Genomic DNA, 16,519 nt, shown 5'->3' with positions numbered 1-16,519 from the left:
CACCAGCCGTCGCGAGGGGCGTCCGGCGTCGCGGCGTTGCGCGGGCCGGATGCGGCCCCTCGCACGGCTCGCTCCCCGCGCCCCCGAGGCCGACCGCCCTCCTGCACGACCATCCAGGAGCCCCGATGACCACGGCCCTAGCCGCCCCGTACCGCTTCTTCCCCCTTCAGGTCGTACGGACGAGGCGGCTGGGACCGTCTCTCGTCCGGGTCAGCTTCGCCGGGCCCGGCCTGCGGGACTTCCGGTCCGACGGGCACGACCAGTCCCTGTCGCTGTTCCTGCCGCGGCCCGGACAGCGCGAGCCCATGGTCCCGCTGGACCTGGGATGGGGGTCCCCCCGCTCAAGCGAAGCCGCGAGTGGGGGAGAGTGGTGGCATGCCTGGCGCGAACTGCCGGACGACGTCCGGGCGGTGATGCGCTCCTACACCCTGCGCGCGCTGCGCCGTGACTCCCTCGGCCACACCACCGAGATCGACATCGACTTCGTCCTGCACGGCGTCGAGCCGGGCGCGGCCGCCCCCGCGGGCCCCGCCGCCCGCTGGGCCGCCGCGGCGGCGGCCGGTGACCGCGTCCTGGTGCTCGGACCGGTGATCGCCGACAATCGCGCGATCCGCTTCCGCCCGCCCGAGGACACCGACCTGGTCGTGCTGTGGGGCGACGAGACCGCCGTGCCCGCCGCCACGGCCGTCCTGGAGGCCCTGCCGGCCGGCCTGCGTGTCCGCGCCTGGCTGGAGGTGCCGCACGCCGGTGACGTCCAGGACGTGCCGACCGAGGCGGACGCGGACATCACCTGGCTCGTCCGGGACGAGAATCCCCCGACCGCCGTCGACGCGATCCGGGCCGCCCAACTCCCTTCCGCGCAGCGGCCGTACGTCTGGATCGCCGGCGAGTCCGGCCGGATGAAGGAGCTGCGCCGGCACTTCGTCGGCGAGCGCGAAATCGACCGCCGACGGGTCACGTTCGTCGGCTACTGGCGCCGCGGCATGAGCGAGGAACAGCTCCGCGAGGCGGAGTAACCGCCCCTGAAGTGACGGCGGTCACGGGAGGGGCAGGTTTTTGATCAGGTTACTTAGGTTAGGTTAACCTAAGTTGACTCGCGCGGTTCCGTCCCTCTCCCCGTCCCGTCCGGACCGTCCCCTCGGAGGACCCCCACATGCGCTCGCACCTGCTCAATGACCTCACCGCGGAGCACTACCGCCGCTCCGTGACCGAAGGAGTCGAGCGGGTGGCGGCCAAACTCGCCACCACCGAGCGACCGTTCACCGGCGTCACGGTCGACGCCCTCACCCCCCGCATCGAGCGGATCGACCTCGACCGTCCCCTGCACGACACCACCGCGGTGCTCGACGAACTGGAGGAGATCTATCTCCGCGACGCGGTCTACTTCCACCACCCCCGCTATCTCGCCCACCTCAACTGCCCGGTGGTCATCCCGGCGGTGCTCGGCGAGACCGTCCTGTCCGCCGTCAACTCCTCCCTGGACACCTGGGACCAGTCGGCCGGCGGCACGCTCATCGAGCGTCGGCTGATCGACTGGACGGCCGCCCGTATCGGCCTCGGCCCGGCCGCCGACGGCGTGTTCACCTCCGGCGGCACCCAGTCCAACCTCCAGGCGCTGCTGCTCGCCCGCGAGGAGTCCAAGCCGGCGCGGGCAGGGTGGGAGCAGGGCGCCTCGCTCGCCCCCCTGCGCGTCCTCGCCTCCGAGGTGAGCCACTTCAGCGTGAAGAAGTCGGCGAAACTGCTCGGCCTCGGCCCGGACGCCGTCATCCCGGTCCCCGTCGACCAGGACAAGCGGATGCGGACCGTCGCCCTCGCCCATGAGCTGGAGCGCTGCAGACGGGACGGCCTGACCGCCATGGCCGTCGTCGCCACGGCCGGCACCACCGACTTCGGGTCCATCGATCCGCTGCCCGAGATCGCCGAGCTGTGCGCCCGGTACGGGGTGTGGCTGCACGTGGACGCGGCCTACGGCTGCGGGCTGCTCGCCTCCGTGAAGTACCGGGACCGCATCGAGGGCATCGAACGCGCCGACTCGGTCACCGTCGACTACCACAAGTCCTTCTTCCAGCCGGTGAGTTCGTCCGCCGTGCTGGTCCGCGACGCCGCCGCGCTGCGGCACGCCACCTACCACGCGGAGTACCTCAACCCACGGCGCATGGTGGCGGAGCGCATCCCCAACCAGGTCGACAAGTCGCTGCAGACCACCCGCCGCTTCGACGCCCTCAAACTGTGGATGACCCTGCGCACCATGGGCGCCGACGGCATCGGCGAACTCTTCGACGAGGTCTGCGACCGGGCCCGGGAGGGCTGGCGGCTGCTGGCCGCCGACCCCCGGTTCGACGTGGTCGTCGAACCCGCGCTGTCCACACTCGTCTTCCGCTACATCCCGGCGGCCGTCACCGGCGCGGACCGGATCGACCGCGCCAACCTGTATGCCCGGGGGGCCCTGTTCGCCTCCGGCGACGCGGTGGTCGCGGGCACCAAGGTGGGCGACCGCCACTACCTCAAGTTCACCCTGCTCAACCCCGAGACCACGACCGACGACATCGCCGCCGTCCTCGACCTGATCGCCGGCCACGCCGAGCAGTACCTGGGAGAGCCCCTTGACCGCGCGTCCTGAAACCCCCACCAAGACCTACGACTTCGTGGGGATCGGCCTGGGCCCGTTCAACCTCGGCCTGGCCTGCCTCACCGAGCCGATCCCCGAACTCGACGGCGTCTTCCTGGACTCCAAACCCGACTTCGAGTGGCACGCCGGGATGTTCCTCGACGGCGCCCATCTGCAGACCCCGTTCATGTCGGACCTGGTCACCCTCGCCGACCCGACCTCCCCGTACTCCTTCCTCAACTACCTGAAGGAGAAGGGCAGACTCTACCCGTTCTACATCCGCGAGAACTTCTACCCGCTGCGAATCGAGTACGACGACTACTGCCGCTGGGCCGCGAGCAGACTGAGCAACCTCCGCTTCGGCACGACGGTCACCGAAGTGACGTACGAGGACAGGCTGTACACGGTGCGCACCCGGGACGGCGAGACATTCCGCGCCCGCCATCTGGTCCTCGGCACCGGCACCCCGCCGCACCTCCCGGACGCCTGCCGGAACCTGGGCGGCGACTTCCTGCACAACTCCCGCTATCTCCAGCACAAGGAGCGGCTGCAGGCCAAGGAGTCGATCACCCTGGTGGGCAGCGGCCAGTCCGCCGCCGAGATCTACCGCGACCTGCTCGGCGAGATCGACGTACACGGCTACCGGCTGAACTGGGTCACCCGCTCGCCCCGCTTCTTCCCGCTGGAATACACGAAACTCACGCTGGAGATGACCTCCCCGGAGTACGTCGACTACTACCACGCGCTGCCCGAGGCCACCCGCTACCGCCTCACGGCCCAGCAGAAGGGCCTGTTCAAGGGCATCGACGGCGACCTGATCAACGAGATCTTCGACCTGCTCTACCAGAAGCACCTCGGCGGTCCCGTCCCCACCCGTCTGCTCACCAACTCATCGCTGGAAAAGGCGAGTTACCGGGACGGCAGCTATACCCTGACGTTCCGTCAGGAGGAGCAGGGCAAGGACTTCGAGCTGCGCTCCGAGGGCCTCGTCCTCGCCACCGGCTACCGGTACACCGAGCCCGGGTTCCTGAAGCCCGTCCGCGACCGGCTGCGCTACGACAGCCAGGGCAACTTCGACGTGGCCCGCAACTACACCATCGACGTGACCGGCCGCGGCATCTTCCTGCAGAACGCGGGCGTGCACACGCACAGCATCACCAGCCCCGATCTGGGCATGGGCGCCTACCGCAACAGCTACATCATCCGCGAACTGCTCGGCACGGAGTACTACCCGGTCGAGAAGACGATCGCGTTCCAGGAGTTTTCCGCATGAACTTCACCTTCCGTCCGCTCGACCCGCTGAAGGACGCCGAGTTGCTGCACGGCTGGGTCACCCACCCCAAGGCCGCGTTCTGGATGATGCAGGACGCGAAACTGGAGGACGTCGAGCGCGCCTACCTGGAGATCGCCGCCGACGAACACCACGAGGCCCTGCTGGGCCTGCTGGACGGCGAGCCCGCCTTCCTCATGGAGCGCTACGACCCGGCCCACCGCGAACTGGTCGGCCTGTACCGGCCCGAGCCGGGCGATGTCGGCATGCACTTCCTGGTACCGGCCACGGACACCCCCGTACCCGGATTCACCCGGGCCGTCATCACCGCCGTCGTCGGGCGGCTCTTCGAGGACCCGGCGACCGCCCGGATCGTGGTCGAGCCGGACGTACGCAACCAGGCGGTGCACGTCCTGAACGAAGCGGTCGGGTTCGTGCCCGAACGGGAGATCCAGAAGCCGGAGAAGCGGGCGCTGCTGAGCTTCTGCACCCGGGAACAGTTCGAGAAGGCGGTGCCGGCATGAGCCTCACCGACGCCGTCGCCCATCTCTCCCCCGACCGCTGGGAGCGGGCCAACCGCCTGCTGGTCCGCAAGGCGCTCGCCGAGTTCGCGCACGAACGGCTGATCACCCCCGAGCCGGACGGGGCCGGGTACCTCGTGCGCAGCGACGACGGGCTGACCCGCTACCGCTTCACCGCCGTGCGCCGCGCCCTCGACCACTGGCAGATCGACGCCGACTCGATCACCCGGCACCGCGACGGCGACGAACTCCCCCTCGCCGCCCTGGACTTCTGCATCGAGATGCAGGGGTCACTGGGCCTGAGCGACGAGGTCCTGCCGGTGTACCTGGAGGAGATCTCCGCCACCCTGTCCGGCACCTGCTACAAGCTCACCAAGCCGAGGGTGACCTCGGCGCAGCTGGCACGGGCCGGTTTCCAGGACATCGAGACCGGCATGACCGAGGGCCACCCCTGCTTCGTCGCCAACAACGGCCGGCTCGGCTTCGGCATCCACGAGTACCTGTCGTACGCCCCCGAGACCGCGAGCCCGGTCCGGCTGGTCTGGCTGGCAGCGCACCGCTCCCGGGCGGCGTTCACGGCCGGTGCCGGTATCACGTACGAGTCCTTCGTACGGCAGGAACTGGGCGAGGAGACCGTCGACCGGTTCGAGCGGCAACTGACCGACCGGGGCCTCGACCCCGCCGACTACCTCCTGATACCCGTGCACCCGTGGCAGTGGTGGAACAAGCTCACCGTCACCTTCGCCGCCGAGGTGGCCCGCGGACATCTGGTCTGCCTCGGCGAGGGCGACGACGCATACCTGGCCCAGCAGTCGATACGGACCTTCTTCAACACCTCCCACCCGCACAAGCACTATGTGAAGACGGCGCTGTCCGTCCTCAACATGGGCTTCATGCGCGGCCTGTCCGCCGCCTATATGGAGGCCACCCCGGCGATCAACGACTGGCTGGCCCAGCTGATCGACAACGACCCGGTGCTCAAGGCGACGGGCCTGTCGGTCATCCGCGAGCGGGCCGCGGTCGGCTACCGGCACCTGGAGTACGAACGGGCCACGGACCGCTACTCGCCCTACCGCAAGATGCTGGCCGCGCTGTGGCGGGAGAGCCCGGTGCCCGCCCTCCAGGACGGCGAGACCCTCGCCACCATGGCCTCGCTCCTCCATGTGGACCACGCGGGCGCGTCCTTCGCCGGCGCGCTGATCGAGCAGTCGGGGCTGACGCCCACGCAGTGGCTGCGCCGCTATCTGCGGGCCTACCTCACCCCGCTGCTGCACAGCTTCTACGCCTACGACCTGGTCTATATGCCGCACGGCGAGAACGTGATCCTGGTCCTGGAGGACGGCGTCGTGCGGCGCGCGGTCTTCAAGGACATCGCCGAGGAGATCGCGGTCATGGACCCGGACGCGGTGCTGCCGCCGGAGGTGCAACGCATCCGCGTCGAGGTTCCCGAGGACAAGAAGCTCCTGTCGATCTTCACGGACGTCTTCGACTGCTTCTTCCGCTTCCTCGGCGCGAACCTCGCCGCCGAAGGCGTCCTTACGGAGGACGACTTCTGGCGGACGGTCGCGGAGGTCACCCGCGAGTACCAGGACTCGGCCCCCGAACTCGCCGACAGGTTCCGGCAGTACGACCTATTCGCCCCGGAGTTCGCCCTGTCCTGCCTCAACCGGCTCCAACTGCGTGACAACCGGCAGATGGTGGACCTGGCGGATCCCGCGGGCGCGCTCCAGCTCGTGGGCAGCCTGAAGAACCCCCTCGCGGGGCGCTGACCGCACGGACGGGTGGGCGCGACACACGGGCGGACGGCCGGGCCGCCTGGTGGCCTGGTGGCCGGGCAGTCCGGCGGCCGGGGGGCCGGGGCTCGGTGTCGCCGCCCGGCGAGCGGTGAAACAATCCCCGTATGGCGGAAATCCTCCAGAAGGACGGCACCTGGGTGTTCGACGGCGACGCCCTCCGACTGACCCCGGGACGGGACAAGAACGTCAGCCTGCTCCGCCGCACCCTGGGGGAACTGGTGGTCCCGCTGGCGGCACTTGCGGGGATCTCGTTCGAACAGGGCCGGAAGTCGGGCCGGTTGCGGCTGCGGCTGCGCGACGGCGCCGACCCGCTGCTGCACGCCACCGGCGGCCGGCTCACCGAGCCGCACGACCCCTACCAGCTCACCGTCGAACCGGACCGCCACGGCGTCGCCGAGTACTTCACCGACGAGGTGCGCACCGCCCTGCTGCTCAACCAGGTGCCGGCCGATCCGGCGACCGGGTTCCTGCTGCCCGGCCCGCCCGTCCCGCTGTCGGTCTCCGCCGGGGACGGCACCGCCGCCTTCGACGGGGAGCAGGTGCGCCTGGAGTGGAACTGGAAGACCGAGGACGCCAAGGCCGCCGCCGGGCCCCGCGCCCTCGCCGTCGCCGACATCACCGGCGTGGAGTGGCAGCCGGCCGCCGGACTGGAGAACGGGCATCTGCGCTTCACCGTACGGGGCGCGGCCACCAAGGCGCCGCCCAAGTACGACCCCAACGCCGTGGAGTTGTGGGGCTTCAAGAAAGACCCGCTGATGGCGCTGGTCGCCGCCGCCGTGCAGGCCCGGCTGCCGCACCCGTCGGCGGCCGGCGCGCCGGATCAGGACGCACGGCGGCAGGTGCCCGAGGCGCCGGGCCCCTCGCCCGCCACCGGGGACGACCACGACGCGCTGCTGCGGCGACTGCGCGAACTGGGCGAACTGCACCGGGCAGGGGTCCTGACGGACGAAGAGTTCGGCACGGCCAAGCAGGCGGTCCTCAAACGCATGTAGCGCGGACGAGGACCGCCCACGGGGCGGGACGACACCGAAGCCGCCGGTCCGGTGCCGGGGGACGCCGGTCCGGTGCCGGGAGGTGCCGGTCCGGTCCGGTGCCGGGAGGTGCCGGTCCGGTCCGGTGCCGGGCGGTGCCGTTCCCGGTGCCGGGCGGTGCGCCCCGCCTTCTGGGCGCACCGCCAGCACGTGACCCTGCGCGCCACCGTCACTCGGCCTTGCGCACCGCCGTCACATGACCCTGCGCGCCACCGTCACTTGGCCTTGCGCGCCACCGTGAAGTGGTCGACCTGGTCACCGGTCTCGGCGATGCCGCGCACCGTCAGCGTGGCGTGGCGGCCCTTGGCGGCCGGGTTGACGTCCACGCGCAGGAACGAGTAGTCGAGGTAGCGCACGCGCGACCAGGTGACCGTCTCGTTCTTCTTGCCGTCCTTGGTGTTGATGAAGGAGGCCACGGAGTCGACCTCGTTCTCGTGGCCCTCGTAGGACAGCGGGGCGCTGAACGCGTACAGGCTGCGGCCGGCCGCGCCCGCCGTCACATAGACGACGCCCTCGGTCTCGGGGTAGGCGGTGCCGCCGATCGGCAGCTTCTTGGTGACGGCGCCCGCCTTGATGACGTCGGTGCGCTCGTACTGGTGGTTGTGGCCGTTGATGACCAGGTCCACGGTGTACTTCTCGAACAGCGGCACCCACTCGTCGCGGACCCCGCCCTCCGAGGCGTGCGCGGTGGAGGTGCAGTAGGCGCAGTGGTGGAAGAAGATGACGATGAAGTCGACGTCCCTGCTGGCCCGGAACTTCTTCAGCTGGGCCTTTAGCCATGAGGTCTGGGTGCCGCCGGAGATACCGAGGTTGGCCGGGATCTCGAAGGAGACATCGTTGGCGTCGAGGGAGATGACCGCGGTGTTGCCGTAGACGAAGGAGTAGACGCCCGGCAGGTTCTTCTTGTCGGGGCCGTTGTCCGGCAGGTTCCAGCGGGCGTCCTCGCCGCCGTAGCCGTTGGGCGAGTACCAGGCTTCCATGTCGTGGTTGCCGTAGGCCGGCATCCACGGCACGGACTTCGCGACCGACTCGGTCTGGGCGAGGAACTGGTCCCAGATGCGGGAGTCGAAGCCGGTGTCGGTGGACTTGCCCTGGCCGGCCGGGTCGCCGTAGGCGATGTCACCGGCGTGCAGGTGGAAGGCCGGGTTCTGGCCGAGGATCAGGGCGTTGTTGGCGAGGCCGTGGTAGCCGACGCCCTCGTCGCCGAAGGCCGTGAAGGTGAACGGCTTCCTGTGCGCGGGGGCGGTGGTGAAGGTGCCCACGGTGCCCGCCAGGTGCGGCTGGGCGGGGTCGAAGCCCTGGTGGCCGACGCCGTAGTAGTACGTGCGGCCCGGGCGCAGGTGAGTGAGCTTGGCGTGCAGGTAGTACTGCGTGTGATCGCCGCTGGCGCCGACACCGGCCGGGGTGTAGAGGGCGCGGACCTCGGCGTGGATCTTGCGGCTCAGGTCCCAGGGGTGGGCGCCGATCCGGATGAAGGGCTTCTTGACGGCGACGGGAACCTGCCAGGACACGGTGATCTCGGTGCGCGGGTCGTTGCCGTAGGCGAGGTGGCGGCCGAAGGGGGCGACGAAGGCGCCGTCGACCGTCTCGGTGGCCGGGGCGGTGCGCTGGGTCGGGACGGCCGCCTGCGCGGTGCCCCCCGGGACGAAGGCCCCGCCCGCGACGGCGCCCAGCGTGACCGCGCCGCCTCTGATCATCGTGCGCCGCGAGAATCTGGCGCGCAGGTATTCGTGCTGCTCGGCCATGCTCATGCGCGCGGCCAGCTGCTCCGGTACTCCCATACGTGGAATGTCCATGAACCGCAAAACTCGTCTCCTTAAGCAACCGCTCACAGCACACCGGATGGACGGCTCGCGAACAGCGCCCCATAAGAGTTTCAACAGGCCGCTGCCCGATATCGGGCAGAATTCTTGCGAAACCGCCACCGATCCCCCAGGATCGACCGGGTGCACGACGAACTTGTTGATCACCTGACGCGGTCCACGACCCTCAACAGGGGCGAGGCACTGCGGGTGATCCAGGACGTGCTCGCCTTTTTCGACGAGACGACCGAGGACTACGTCCGTCGCCGCCACCGCGAACTCCAGGGCCAGGGCCTGGTGAACGTGACGATCTTCGAACGGATCGAGGCGGACCTGAAGTACCGAGCGGTGGCACCGCCCGAGCTCACGCTCAGGCAGTTGCGGCGCATCGTCTACGGCTGAGAACCGACGACTGGCCGGCCGACCGACCGGCCACAGACAGAGGGATACCTGCTCTATGTGCGGAATTGTCGGATACATCGGGAAGCGCGACGTCGCCCCGCTGCTCCTGGAGGGCCTGCAGCGCCTGGAGTACCGCGGCTATGACTCCGCGGGCATCGTCGTCACCGCCCCGAAGGCGCCCGCCCTGAAGATGGTCAAGGCCAAGGGCCGGGTGCGTGACCTGGAGGCCAAGGTCCCGGCGCGTTTCAAGGGCACCACCGGCATCGCCCACACCCGCTGGGCCACCCACGGCGCCCCGTCCGACGTGAACGCCCATCCGCACCTGTCGGCCGACCACAAGGTCGCCGTCGTGCACAACGGCATCATCGACAACGCCGCCGACCTGCGTCGCAAGCTGGAGGCGGACGGCGTCGAGTTCCTCTCCGAGACCGACACCGAGGTGCTCACCCATCTGATCGCCCGCGCCCGGGCCGAGAAGCTGGAGGACAAGGTCCGCGAGACCCTGCGGGTGATCGAGGGCACCTATGGCATCGCGGTCCTGCACGCCGACTTCCCCGACCGCATCGTGGTGGCCCGCAACGGCTCCCCGGTCGTCCTCGGCATCGGCGAGAAGGAGATGTTCGTCGCCTCCGACGTCGCCGCGCTGGTTACCCACACCCGCCAGATAGTGACCCTCGACGACGGCGAGATGGCCACCCTCAAGGCCGATGACTTCCGCACCTACACCACCGAGGGCACCCGCACCACCGCCGAGCCGACCACCGTGGAGTGGGAGGCCGAGTCGTACGACAGGGGCGGCCACGACACCTATATGCACAAGGAGATCCACGAGCAGGCCGAGGCGGTCGACCGGGTGCTGCGCGGCCGCATCGACGACCGGTTCTCCACCGTGCACCTCGGCGGGCTGAACCTGGACGCCCGCGCGGCCCGCCGGATCCGCCGGGTGAAGATCCTCGGCTGTGGCACCTCGTACCACGCGGGCATGATCGGCGCCCAGATGATCGAGGAGCTGGCCCGCATCCCCGCCGACGCCGAGCCCGCATCCGAGTTCCGCTACCGGGACGCCGTGGTCGACCCCGACACGCTCTACGTCGCGGTCTCCCAGTCCGGTGAGACCTATGACGTGCTGGCGGCCGTCCAGGAGCTGAAGCGCAAGGGCGCCCGGGTGCTGGGCATCGTCAATGTCGTCGGCTCGGCGATCGCCCGTGAGGCGGACGGCGGCATGTATGTGCACGCCGGCCCCGAGGTGTGCGTGGTGTCCACCAAGTGCTTCACCAACACCACGGTCGCCTTCGCCCTCCTCGCCCTGCACCTGGGCCGCACCCGCGACCTCTCGGTCCGCGACGGCAAGCGGATCATCGAGGGCCTGCGCAGACTGCCCGAGCAGATCACCGAGATCCTCAAGCAGGAGGAGGAGATCAAGGAGCTGGCCGAGCAGTACGCCGAGGCCCGCTCGATGCTCTTCATCGGCCGCGTCCGGGGCTACCCGGTGGCCCGCGAGGCATCCCTGAAGCTCAAGGAGGTCTCCTACATCCACGCCGAGGCATACCCCGCCTCGGAACTCAAGCACGGCCCGCTCGCCCTGATCGAGCCCGCCCTGCCGACGGTCGCGATCGTGCCCGACGACGACCTGCTGGAGAAGAACCGGGCCGCCCTGGAGGAGATCAAGGCCCGCAGCGGCCGGATCCTCGCGGTGGCCCACCAGGAGCAGGAGAAGGCCGACCGGACGATCGTCGTGCCGAAGAACGAGGACGAGCTGGACCCGATCCTCATGGGCATCCCGCTGCAACTGCTCGCCTACCACACGGCAAAGGCCCTGGGCCGCGACATCGACAAGCCGAGAAACCTGGCGAAGTCGGTGACGGTGGAGTAGAACGCGCGACGTAGGGGCGCGGGGCCGTATCGATGCGCGGCTCCGCTGACCCCCTCGCACCCGCCCGGCAACGCAGCGGACCCCCACGTGTGCCGCCCTTCACGTGGGGTCCCTTCGGTGCCGCTGCGTTCTCAGCCCGGTGGCCGCCGCCCCCTGTCAGGAACTCACCTCGACAGCAAGGTCGTTCAAGAGTTCGCGCACCCGCTGCTCGATCTCGTCGCGGATCGGCCTGATGGCTTCGATGCCCTGTCCGGCCGGGTCGTCGAGCTGCCAGTCGAGGTACTTCTTACCGGGGAAGACGGGGCAGGTGTCGCCGCAGCCCATCGTGATCACGACGTCGGACGCCTGCACGGCCTCGACGGTGAGCACCTTCGGCACCTCGGCCGAAATATCGATCCCCGCCTCGGTCATGGCCTCGACGACGGCCGGGTTCACGGTGTCGGCGGGGTCGGAGCCGGCGGAACGCACCCGTACGCGGTCGCCCGCAAGGTGGGTGAGGAACGCGGCGGCCATCTGCGAGCGGCCGGCGTTGTGGACGCAGACGAACAGGATGGACGGGCTTTCGGCGGGGCTGCTCATGAGCGGTGTCTTTCTGCGCGGGAGGGTCAGGAGACTGCGGAGGTCGCGATGTCGGGTTCGCCCTGTGGGGCGGTGGCCTGGGTCTGCGGGCGGGCCGGACGGCCGAACACCGTGGTCACCAGGGCGAGCCCCAGGGCGGCGCCGACCAGCTGTGCCGCGATGAACGGCGCGACCGAGCCGGGCGCGATCCCGGCGAACGTGTCCGTGACGGCACGGCCGATGGTCACTGCCGGATTCGCGAACGAGGTCGACGAGGTGAACCAATACGCCGCGCCGATGTACGAGGCCACGGCGACCGGGGCGAAGTGGGCGCGGCCCACGCGGGACAACCCGAAGATCAGCAGGATGAGCCCCGCCGTGGCGACGATCTCGCCGATCCACAGGTGCCCGGCGAAGCGATCATGCGTCGACCACTGCACCAGCGGCTTGCCGAACATGGCATCGGCGATGATCGCGCCGACGATGGCGCCCGCTGTCTGGGCCACGACGTACGTGCCGACGTCCCGCACGGTCAGCCGGTCGCCGCCGCGGCGGCCGGTGAACCACGCTGCGACGGTGACGGCCGGGTTGAAGTGGGCGCCCGAGACGGGTCCGAGCAGTGCGATGAGCACGCCGAGGCCGAAGACGGTGGCCAGGGAGTTGGCGAGCAGTTGGACACCGACGTCGTGGGTCAGCTCGGTCGCCTGGATTCCGGAGCCGACGACCACCGCGACCAGGGCGGCGGACCCCACGGCTTCGGCGAGGGCCCGTCGCCCGAGTGAGTTGCTCACGCGGTCGCCTCGGCGGTCTGCGCTGTCTTCAGGAACCCGGCGAGCCGGTCGAGGACGGGGGGAAGCACCCAGTAGTACACCCACGTGCCGCGCCGCTCGCAGTCGATCAATCCGGCCTGCCGAAGCAGCTTGAGGTGATGCGAGATCGTCGGCTGTGACAGGTCGAACGCGGGGGTCAGGTCGCAGACGCAGACCTCGCCACCGGAACGTGAGGCGATCATCGACAGCAGGCGCAGCCGTACCGGGTCGCCCAGCGCCTTGAACACCTTCGCAAGCTCTGTGGCCTGCGCCTCGTCGAGGGGTGCCGCGATCAGTGTCGAGCAGCACGCGCCCGTCTCGTCGGCTCGGCCGATCACCGCAAGCTCTTGTTTCGACATACTTCTATATTGACGTCTGTCGATTCAAGACGCAACGTCGAGTCAACGGACGAGATGACGGCCGAGATGACGGCCGAGATGACGAACGAGATGACGAACGAGATGACGGCCGCGACAAGTCGACTCAAGGACGCGGACCTCGTCCGACGCATCCCCCTCGGCCACTGCCGACGGTCGGGGCGGGCGGCCCGCATATCAGGCGTGCGGGCAGAGACTCTTGCCGTGACGCGGTCCTGGTCGCGGACGGCCTTCTTGTAGGCGACGAAGCAAAGCCGGCCCAGACGGTCCGCTTCCAGGGCGCGCAGAAGTCGGCAGCGAAACGCGCAGAGTTGGCGGCCGGACGCGGGGGTCGGCGGCGGGACGCGGAGAGTTGACGGCAGGACGCCGGGGTCGGCGGTGCGACGGGGAACGTTGACGGCAGGACGCGCGAAGTGGACGGGGCGACGCGGGTGTTGACGGTGGGCGGGCGGGGTGGTTACGGGATGACCACCACGGGCCGCTGCGCCCGCTTGGCGAGCCGGCCGGCCACCGAGCCGAAGATCCGGCCCACGATGCCGTGCGTGGAGCCGACGACGATCGCGTCCGCCTCGTACTCCCGCCCCACCTCTTCGAGTTCGTGGCAGATGTCGCCGCCGCGCTCGACGAGGATCCAGGGCACCTCGGCCAGATAGTCCGCACAGGCGAGTTCGAGGCCCAGGACCTCGGTGCGGTGATCGGGCACGTCGACGAAGACGGGTGGCTCGCAACCCGCCCACACCGTGGTGGGCAACCGGTTGGCGACATGGACGATGATCAGGCCCGCTTGGGAGCGGTAAGCCATGCCGATCGCGTAGGCGAGGGCGCGTTCACTGGATGTGGAGCCGTCGAAGCCGACGACCACGCCGTGCTTGAAGGCGGGGTCGCAGGAGGGGCGTGACTCTTCCGCCGCCAGGGGCTCGGCCGCCGTGGGGTCGGCGACGGGCCGCTTGCGGTCCGCGGGTTCGAAGAATTCGTGACCGGCCATGGGTGTCTCGGCGTTGTGATCCTCGTGGGTGGGACGACAGTGTGCGGCGGAGCTGTGTCCGGGAAGCATCTTCCCAACCCCATACCCCCAAGGGTACGGCGGCACGCCTCCTTAGCCCAGTTCCCGCGTGGGCTCCGCGGGGTTCCAGGGAGCATGCACGAGGTACGCCCGTAACGCAATGCTTGATGTGTTGTACAGGCGGTTTGCACAGTCTTCCGTTACGTGACCGTCCACAGGTCGTCCCCACAGTGACCGACCGCTCGAACACGCGTTGATCAGCGTGAGTCACGCCACAGGGAGCACGCATGTCCGGACCCCTCACCCGCTCCGGGGCATATCGCGCGACCCCGCCCGCCGGGTCCGCCCCGGACCTCCGGTCCGGCCGGTCGAGCCGGTCGCCCCACCCCGAACCGCCCACCCCATCCGCCCCTTCCACCTCATCCATTCCCTGCGCCTCATCAGCCCGATCCGCCCCACCCGCACCGTCCACGCACGCCACACCGCCCGCACCGTTCACGCCCGCCGCACAGCCCGCGCCCTCCGCGCCGTACGCCGCGGACACGGCGACCGACGTCGTCCGCTGGGCGGTCTTCAGCTGCTTCCTGGTCCCCGTGGTCCTCCTCTGGTACGGCACATCGCTCGCCGGCGCCGCCGGCACCGCCCTGGGCCTCGCCGCCATGACCGCCGCCTGCCGCGTTCTGCTGCGCCGTTCCGAGCATTGCGCCGCGCAAAGAGGCGGACGTCACACCCGAGGCGGTACACCGGTCGGCTGACCGGTTTCCGCGCACGCGCCCGGCGCTTTTCAGCCAACTTCTGGACCCCCTCCCGGCCGTGGGCGAAGCACCCCCCAACCCCCGTTCCACCTGCACGAACAGGGCCTCTGGGGCCCTGCGCACCCTACGCGGATTGGCCACTACGACGAGGCGCACTTCCCCACACGGCCCGGGAGTGCAACGCTTCGTGATCGAATGCTTCACGCCAAGTTGTCATGTCGACAATGTGCCGCATGTCGAACTGGTCACCGCGGTACCGCGGGACACAGTAGATTCGATCTTGACTGTCTTACGGCGGGGGACTCGTGCAGGACCGAGGGGAAACGTGCAGGAGCGACACAACCGAGGAGCCGCGACCACCGAGGGGGGCTTAGCAGGATGAGCCACGACTCCACTGCAGCGCCGGAAGCCGCTGCCCGGAAACTATCCGGGCGACGCCGCAAGGAGATCGTCGCGGTGCTGCTGTTCAGCGGCGGCCCCATCTTCGAGAGTTCCATACCGCTTTCGGTGTTCGGTATCGACCGCCAGGACGCCGGAGTGCCGCGCTACCGGCTGCTGGTGGCCGCCGGTGAGGAAGGCCCGCTGCGGACCACAGGGGGCCTGGAACTCACCGCACCACACGGCCTGGAAGCGATCTCACGCGCGGGCACCGTCGTCGTGCCGGCCTGGCGATCGATCACCTCGCCGCCACCCGAGGAGGCACTCGACGCACTGCGCCGCGCGCACGAAGAGGGCGCCCGCATCGTGGGCCTGTGCACCGGCGCGTTCGTCCTGGCGGCGGCGGGCCTGCTGGACGGCCGGCCGGCCACGACCCACTGGATGTACGCGCCGACGCTGGCCAAGCGCTATCCGTCGGTGCACGTCGATCCCAGAGAGCTGTTCGTCGACGACGGCGACGTGCTGACGTCGGCGGGCACGGCGGCCGGGATCGACCTGTGTCTGCACATCGTGCGGACGGACCACGGCAACGAGGCGGCCGGCGCGCTCGCGCGGCGCCTGGTGGTCCCGCCGCGCCGCAGCGGCGGTCAGGAGCGCTACCTCGATCGATCTTTACCAGAGGAGATCGGCGCCGACCCGCTCGCCGAGGTCGTCGCCTGGGCGCTGGAGCACCTCCACGAGCAGTTCGACGTGGAGACGCTGGCCGCGCGCGCGTACATGAGCCGCCGCACCTTCGACCGCCGCTTCCGCTCGCTGACCGGGAGCGCGCCGCTGCAGTGGCTGATCACCCAGCGCGTGCTGCAGGCCCAGCGTCTCCTGGAGACGTCGGACTACTCGGTGGACGAGGTCGCGGGCCGCTGCGGCTTCCGCTCCCCGGTGGCGCTGCGCGGGCACTTCCGCCGCCAGTTGGGCTCGTCGCCCGCCGCCTACCGGGCCGCCTACCGGGCCCGCAGGCCGCAGGGCGACCGGCCCGGGGACGGGGAGGCCACGGTGTCGCAGCCGGGGCCCGCGGGCCCGGGGGCGGCCGGACTCCCCGGACCGGTCGGACCGGTGCCCGCCCTGCTGCATCCCGAGAGCGCCGTACCGATGCAGTCGCGGCGCACCGCCGCGATGAGCCTGCCGGGACCGCGCGCCGGCGCATGACGCGGTGACGGATCGGGAGTGACGGATCGGGGTGCGGGGCGGGGGGCCCGGCCCCCCCGCCGCAGCGGCGGCCCCCCGGCCCCCGCGCCGCCGCCCCGATCCACCGTCCCGCTCCACCGCAACGGACCCCACC

14 protein-coding genes and 1 pseudogene are annotated in these 16,519 nt (G+C 70.2%); 10 read left to right on the top strand and 5 right to left on the bottom strand.

The window, feature by feature from the left end; all coding sequences use genetic code 11:
- Positions 1-125 precede the first annotated feature (125 nt).
- The 6 genes from ACWEKM_RS17650 (at position 126) to ACWEKM_RS17625 (ending at position 7,187) form a co-directional block, all read left to right on the top strand.
- Complete coding sequence (locus ACWEKM_RS17650; RefSeq protein WP_451622086.1) at positions 126-1,016, top strand: siderophore-interacting protein; 891 nt, start codon at positions 126-128, stop codon at positions 1,014-1,016.
- A gap of 137 nt (positions 1,017-1,153) precedes the next feature.
- On the top strand, positions 1,154-2,620 hold the full coding sequence (desA, locus tag ACWEKM_RS17645) for a lysine decarboxylase DesA (protein WP_451622085.1): 1,467 nt from the start codon (positions 1,154-1,156) through the stop codon (positions 2,618-2,620).
- Positions 2,604-3,881, top strand: coding sequence for a lysine N(6)-hydroxylase/L-ornithine N(5)-oxygenase family protein (locus tag ACWEKM_RS17640; protein WP_451622084.1), 1,278 nt, complete (start codon positions 2,604-2,606; stop codon positions 3,879-3,881). Before desA ends, ACWEKM_RS17640 begins: the two co-directional genes overlap by 17 nt.
- Positions 3,878-4,402: a GNAT family N-acetyltransferase gene (locus ACWEKM_RS17635; protein ID WP_451622083.1), complete on the top strand. Its 525-nt coding sequence runs from the start codon at positions 3,878-3,880 to the stop codon at positions 4,400-4,402. The genes ACWEKM_RS17640 and ACWEKM_RS17635 overlap by 4 nt, the downstream gene beginning before the upstream one ends.
- A complete protein-coding gene (locus tag ACWEKM_RS17630; protein ID WP_451622082.1) occupies positions 4,399-6,168 on the top strand; it encodes an IucA/IucC family protein in 1,770 nt (589 codons plus the stop codon). Before ACWEKM_RS17635 ends, ACWEKM_RS17630 begins: the two co-directional genes overlap by 4 nt.
- Before the next feature lie 131 nt (positions 6,169-6,299).
- On the top strand, positions 6,300-7,187 hold the full coding sequence (locus ACWEKM_RS17625) for a DUF4429 domain-containing protein (RefSeq protein ID WP_451622081.1): 888 nt from the start codon (positions 6,300-6,302) through the stop codon (positions 7,185-7,187).
- A 254-nt stretch (positions 7,188-7,441) separates the two neighbouring features.
- Here ACWEKM_RS17625 and ACWEKM_RS17620 read toward each other — a convergent pair whose 3' ends face one another.
- Positions 7,442-9,007, bottom strand: coding sequence for a fibronectin type III domain-containing protein (locus ACWEKM_RS17620; RefSeq protein WP_451622080.1), 1,566 nt, complete (start codon positions 9,005-9,007; stop codon positions 7,442-7,444).
- A gap of 165 nt (positions 9,008-9,172) precedes the next feature.
- Between ACWEKM_RS17620 and ACWEKM_RS17615 the strand changes: the two genes are divergently transcribed.
- Together ACWEKM_RS17615 and glmS are read left to right on the top strand one after the other, a co-directional pair.
- On the top strand, positions 9,173-9,430 hold the full coding sequence (locus tag ACWEKM_RS17615) for a hypothetical protein (RefSeq protein WP_451622079.1): 258 nt from the start codon (positions 9,173-9,175) through the stop codon (positions 9,428-9,430).
- A 55-nt stretch (positions 9,431-9,485) separates the two neighbouring features.
- Positions 9,486-11,303, top strand: coding sequence for a glutamine--fructose-6-phosphate transaminase (isomerizing) (glmS, locus tag ACWEKM_RS17610; protein WP_451622078.1), 1,818 nt, complete (start codon positions 9,486-9,488; stop codon positions 11,301-11,303).
- Between the two features lie 156 nt (positions 11,304-11,459).
- Here glmS and ACWEKM_RS17605 read toward each other — a convergent pair whose 3' ends face one another.
- The 4 genes from ACWEKM_RS17605 to ACWEKM_RS17590 form a co-directional block, all read right to left on the bottom strand.
- Entirely contained in the window at positions 11,460-11,882 is a 423-nt protein-coding gene (locus tag ACWEKM_RS17605; RefSeq protein ID WP_451622077.1) for an arsenate reductase ArsC, read from the bottom strand.
- A 26-nt stretch (positions 11,883-11,908) separates the two neighbouring features.
- A complete protein-coding gene (locus ACWEKM_RS17600) occupies positions 11,909-12,652 on the bottom strand; it encodes an MIP/aquaporin family protein (protein WP_451622076.1) in 744 nt (247 codons plus the stop codon).
- The gene (locus ACWEKM_RS17595; RefSeq protein ID WP_451622075.1) at positions 12,649-13,029 is read right to left on the bottom strand and encodes an ArsR/SmtB family transcription factor; all 381 of its coding nucleotides are present in this window, start codon (positions 13,027-13,029) and stop codon (positions 12,649-12,651) included. The genes ACWEKM_RS17600 and ACWEKM_RS17595 overlap by 4 nt, the downstream gene beginning before the upstream one ends.
- Positions 13,030-13,504: 475 nt before the next feature.
- Positions 13,505-14,032, bottom strand: a complete 528-nt coding sequence (locus ACWEKM_RS17590) for a universal stress protein (RefSeq protein WP_451622074.1) — start codon at positions 14,030-14,032, stop codon at positions 13,505-13,507.
- A 536-nt stretch (positions 14,033-14,568) separates the two neighbouring features.
- Between ACWEKM_RS17590 and ACWEKM_RS17585 the strand changes: the two are divergent.
- Both ACWEKM_RS17585 and ACWEKM_RS17580 read left to right on the top strand, forming a co-directional pair.
- Positions 14,569-14,805: pseudogene (locus ACWEKM_RS17585) on the top strand (hypothetical protein); the annotation flags it as partial.
- 378 nt (positions 14,806-15,183) lie between these two features.
- A complete protein-coding gene (locus tag ACWEKM_RS17580; protein WP_451622073.1) occupies positions 15,184-16,386 on the top strand; it encodes a helix-turn-helix domain-containing protein in 1,203 nt (400 codons plus the stop codon).
- Positions 16,387-16,519 lie beyond the last annotated feature (133 nt).

The sequence above is a fragment of the Streptomyces sp. NPDC004752 genome, assembly GCF_053601275.1.
Note: the sequence above shows the minus strand (reverse complement) of the source record. Positions and strands in the feature narration are given on the sequence as shown.

Excerpts from the sequence above, each read along its gene's own strand:
- ACWEKM_RS17630 (WP_451622082.1), top strand. The coding sequence starts at position 4,399 with ATGAGCCTCACCGACGCCGTCGCCCATCTCTCCCCCGACCGCTGGGAG.
- ACWEKM_RS17620 (WP_451622080.1), bottom strand. The coding sequence starts at position 9,007 with ATGGGAGTACCGGAGCAGCTGGCCGCGCGCATGAGCATGGCCGAGCAG.
- ACWEKM_RS17605 (WP_451622077.1), bottom strand. The coding sequence starts at position 11,882 with ATGAGCAGCCCCGCCGAAAGCCCGTCCATCCTGTTCGTCTGCGTCCAC.
- ACWEKM_RS17590 (WP_451622074.1), bottom strand. The coding sequence starts at position 14,032 with ATGGCCGGTCACGAATTCTTCGAACCCGCGGACCGCAAGCGGCCCGTC.
- ACWEKM_RS17635 (WP_451622083.1), top strand. The coding sequence starts at position 3,878 with ATGAACTTCACCTTCCGTCCGCTCGACCCGCTGAAGGACGCCGAGTTG.
- glmS (WP_451622078.1), top strand. The coding sequence starts at position 9,486 with ATGTGCGGAATTGTCGGATACATCGGGAAGCGCGACGTCGCCCCGCTG.
- ACWEKM_RS17625 (WP_451622081.1), top strand. The coding sequence starts at position 6,300 with ATGGCGGAAATCCTCCAGAAGGACGGCACCTGGGTGTTCGACGGCGAC.
- ACWEKM_RS17595 (WP_451622075.1), bottom strand. The coding sequence starts at position 13,029 with ATGTCGAAACAAGAGCTTGCGGTGATCGGCCGAGCCGACGAGACGGGC.
- ACWEKM_RS17580 (WP_451622073.1), top strand. The coding sequence starts at position 15,184 with ATGAGCCACGACTCCACTGCAGCGCCGGAAGCCGCTGCCCGGAAACTA.
- ACWEKM_RS17650 (WP_451622086.1), top strand. The coding sequence starts at position 126 with ATGACCACGGCCCTAGCCGCCCCGTACCGCTTCTTCCCCCTTCAGGTC.
- desA (WP_451622085.1), top strand. The coding sequence starts at position 1,154 with ATGCGCTCGCACCTGCTCAATGACCTCACCGCGGAGCACTACCGCCGC.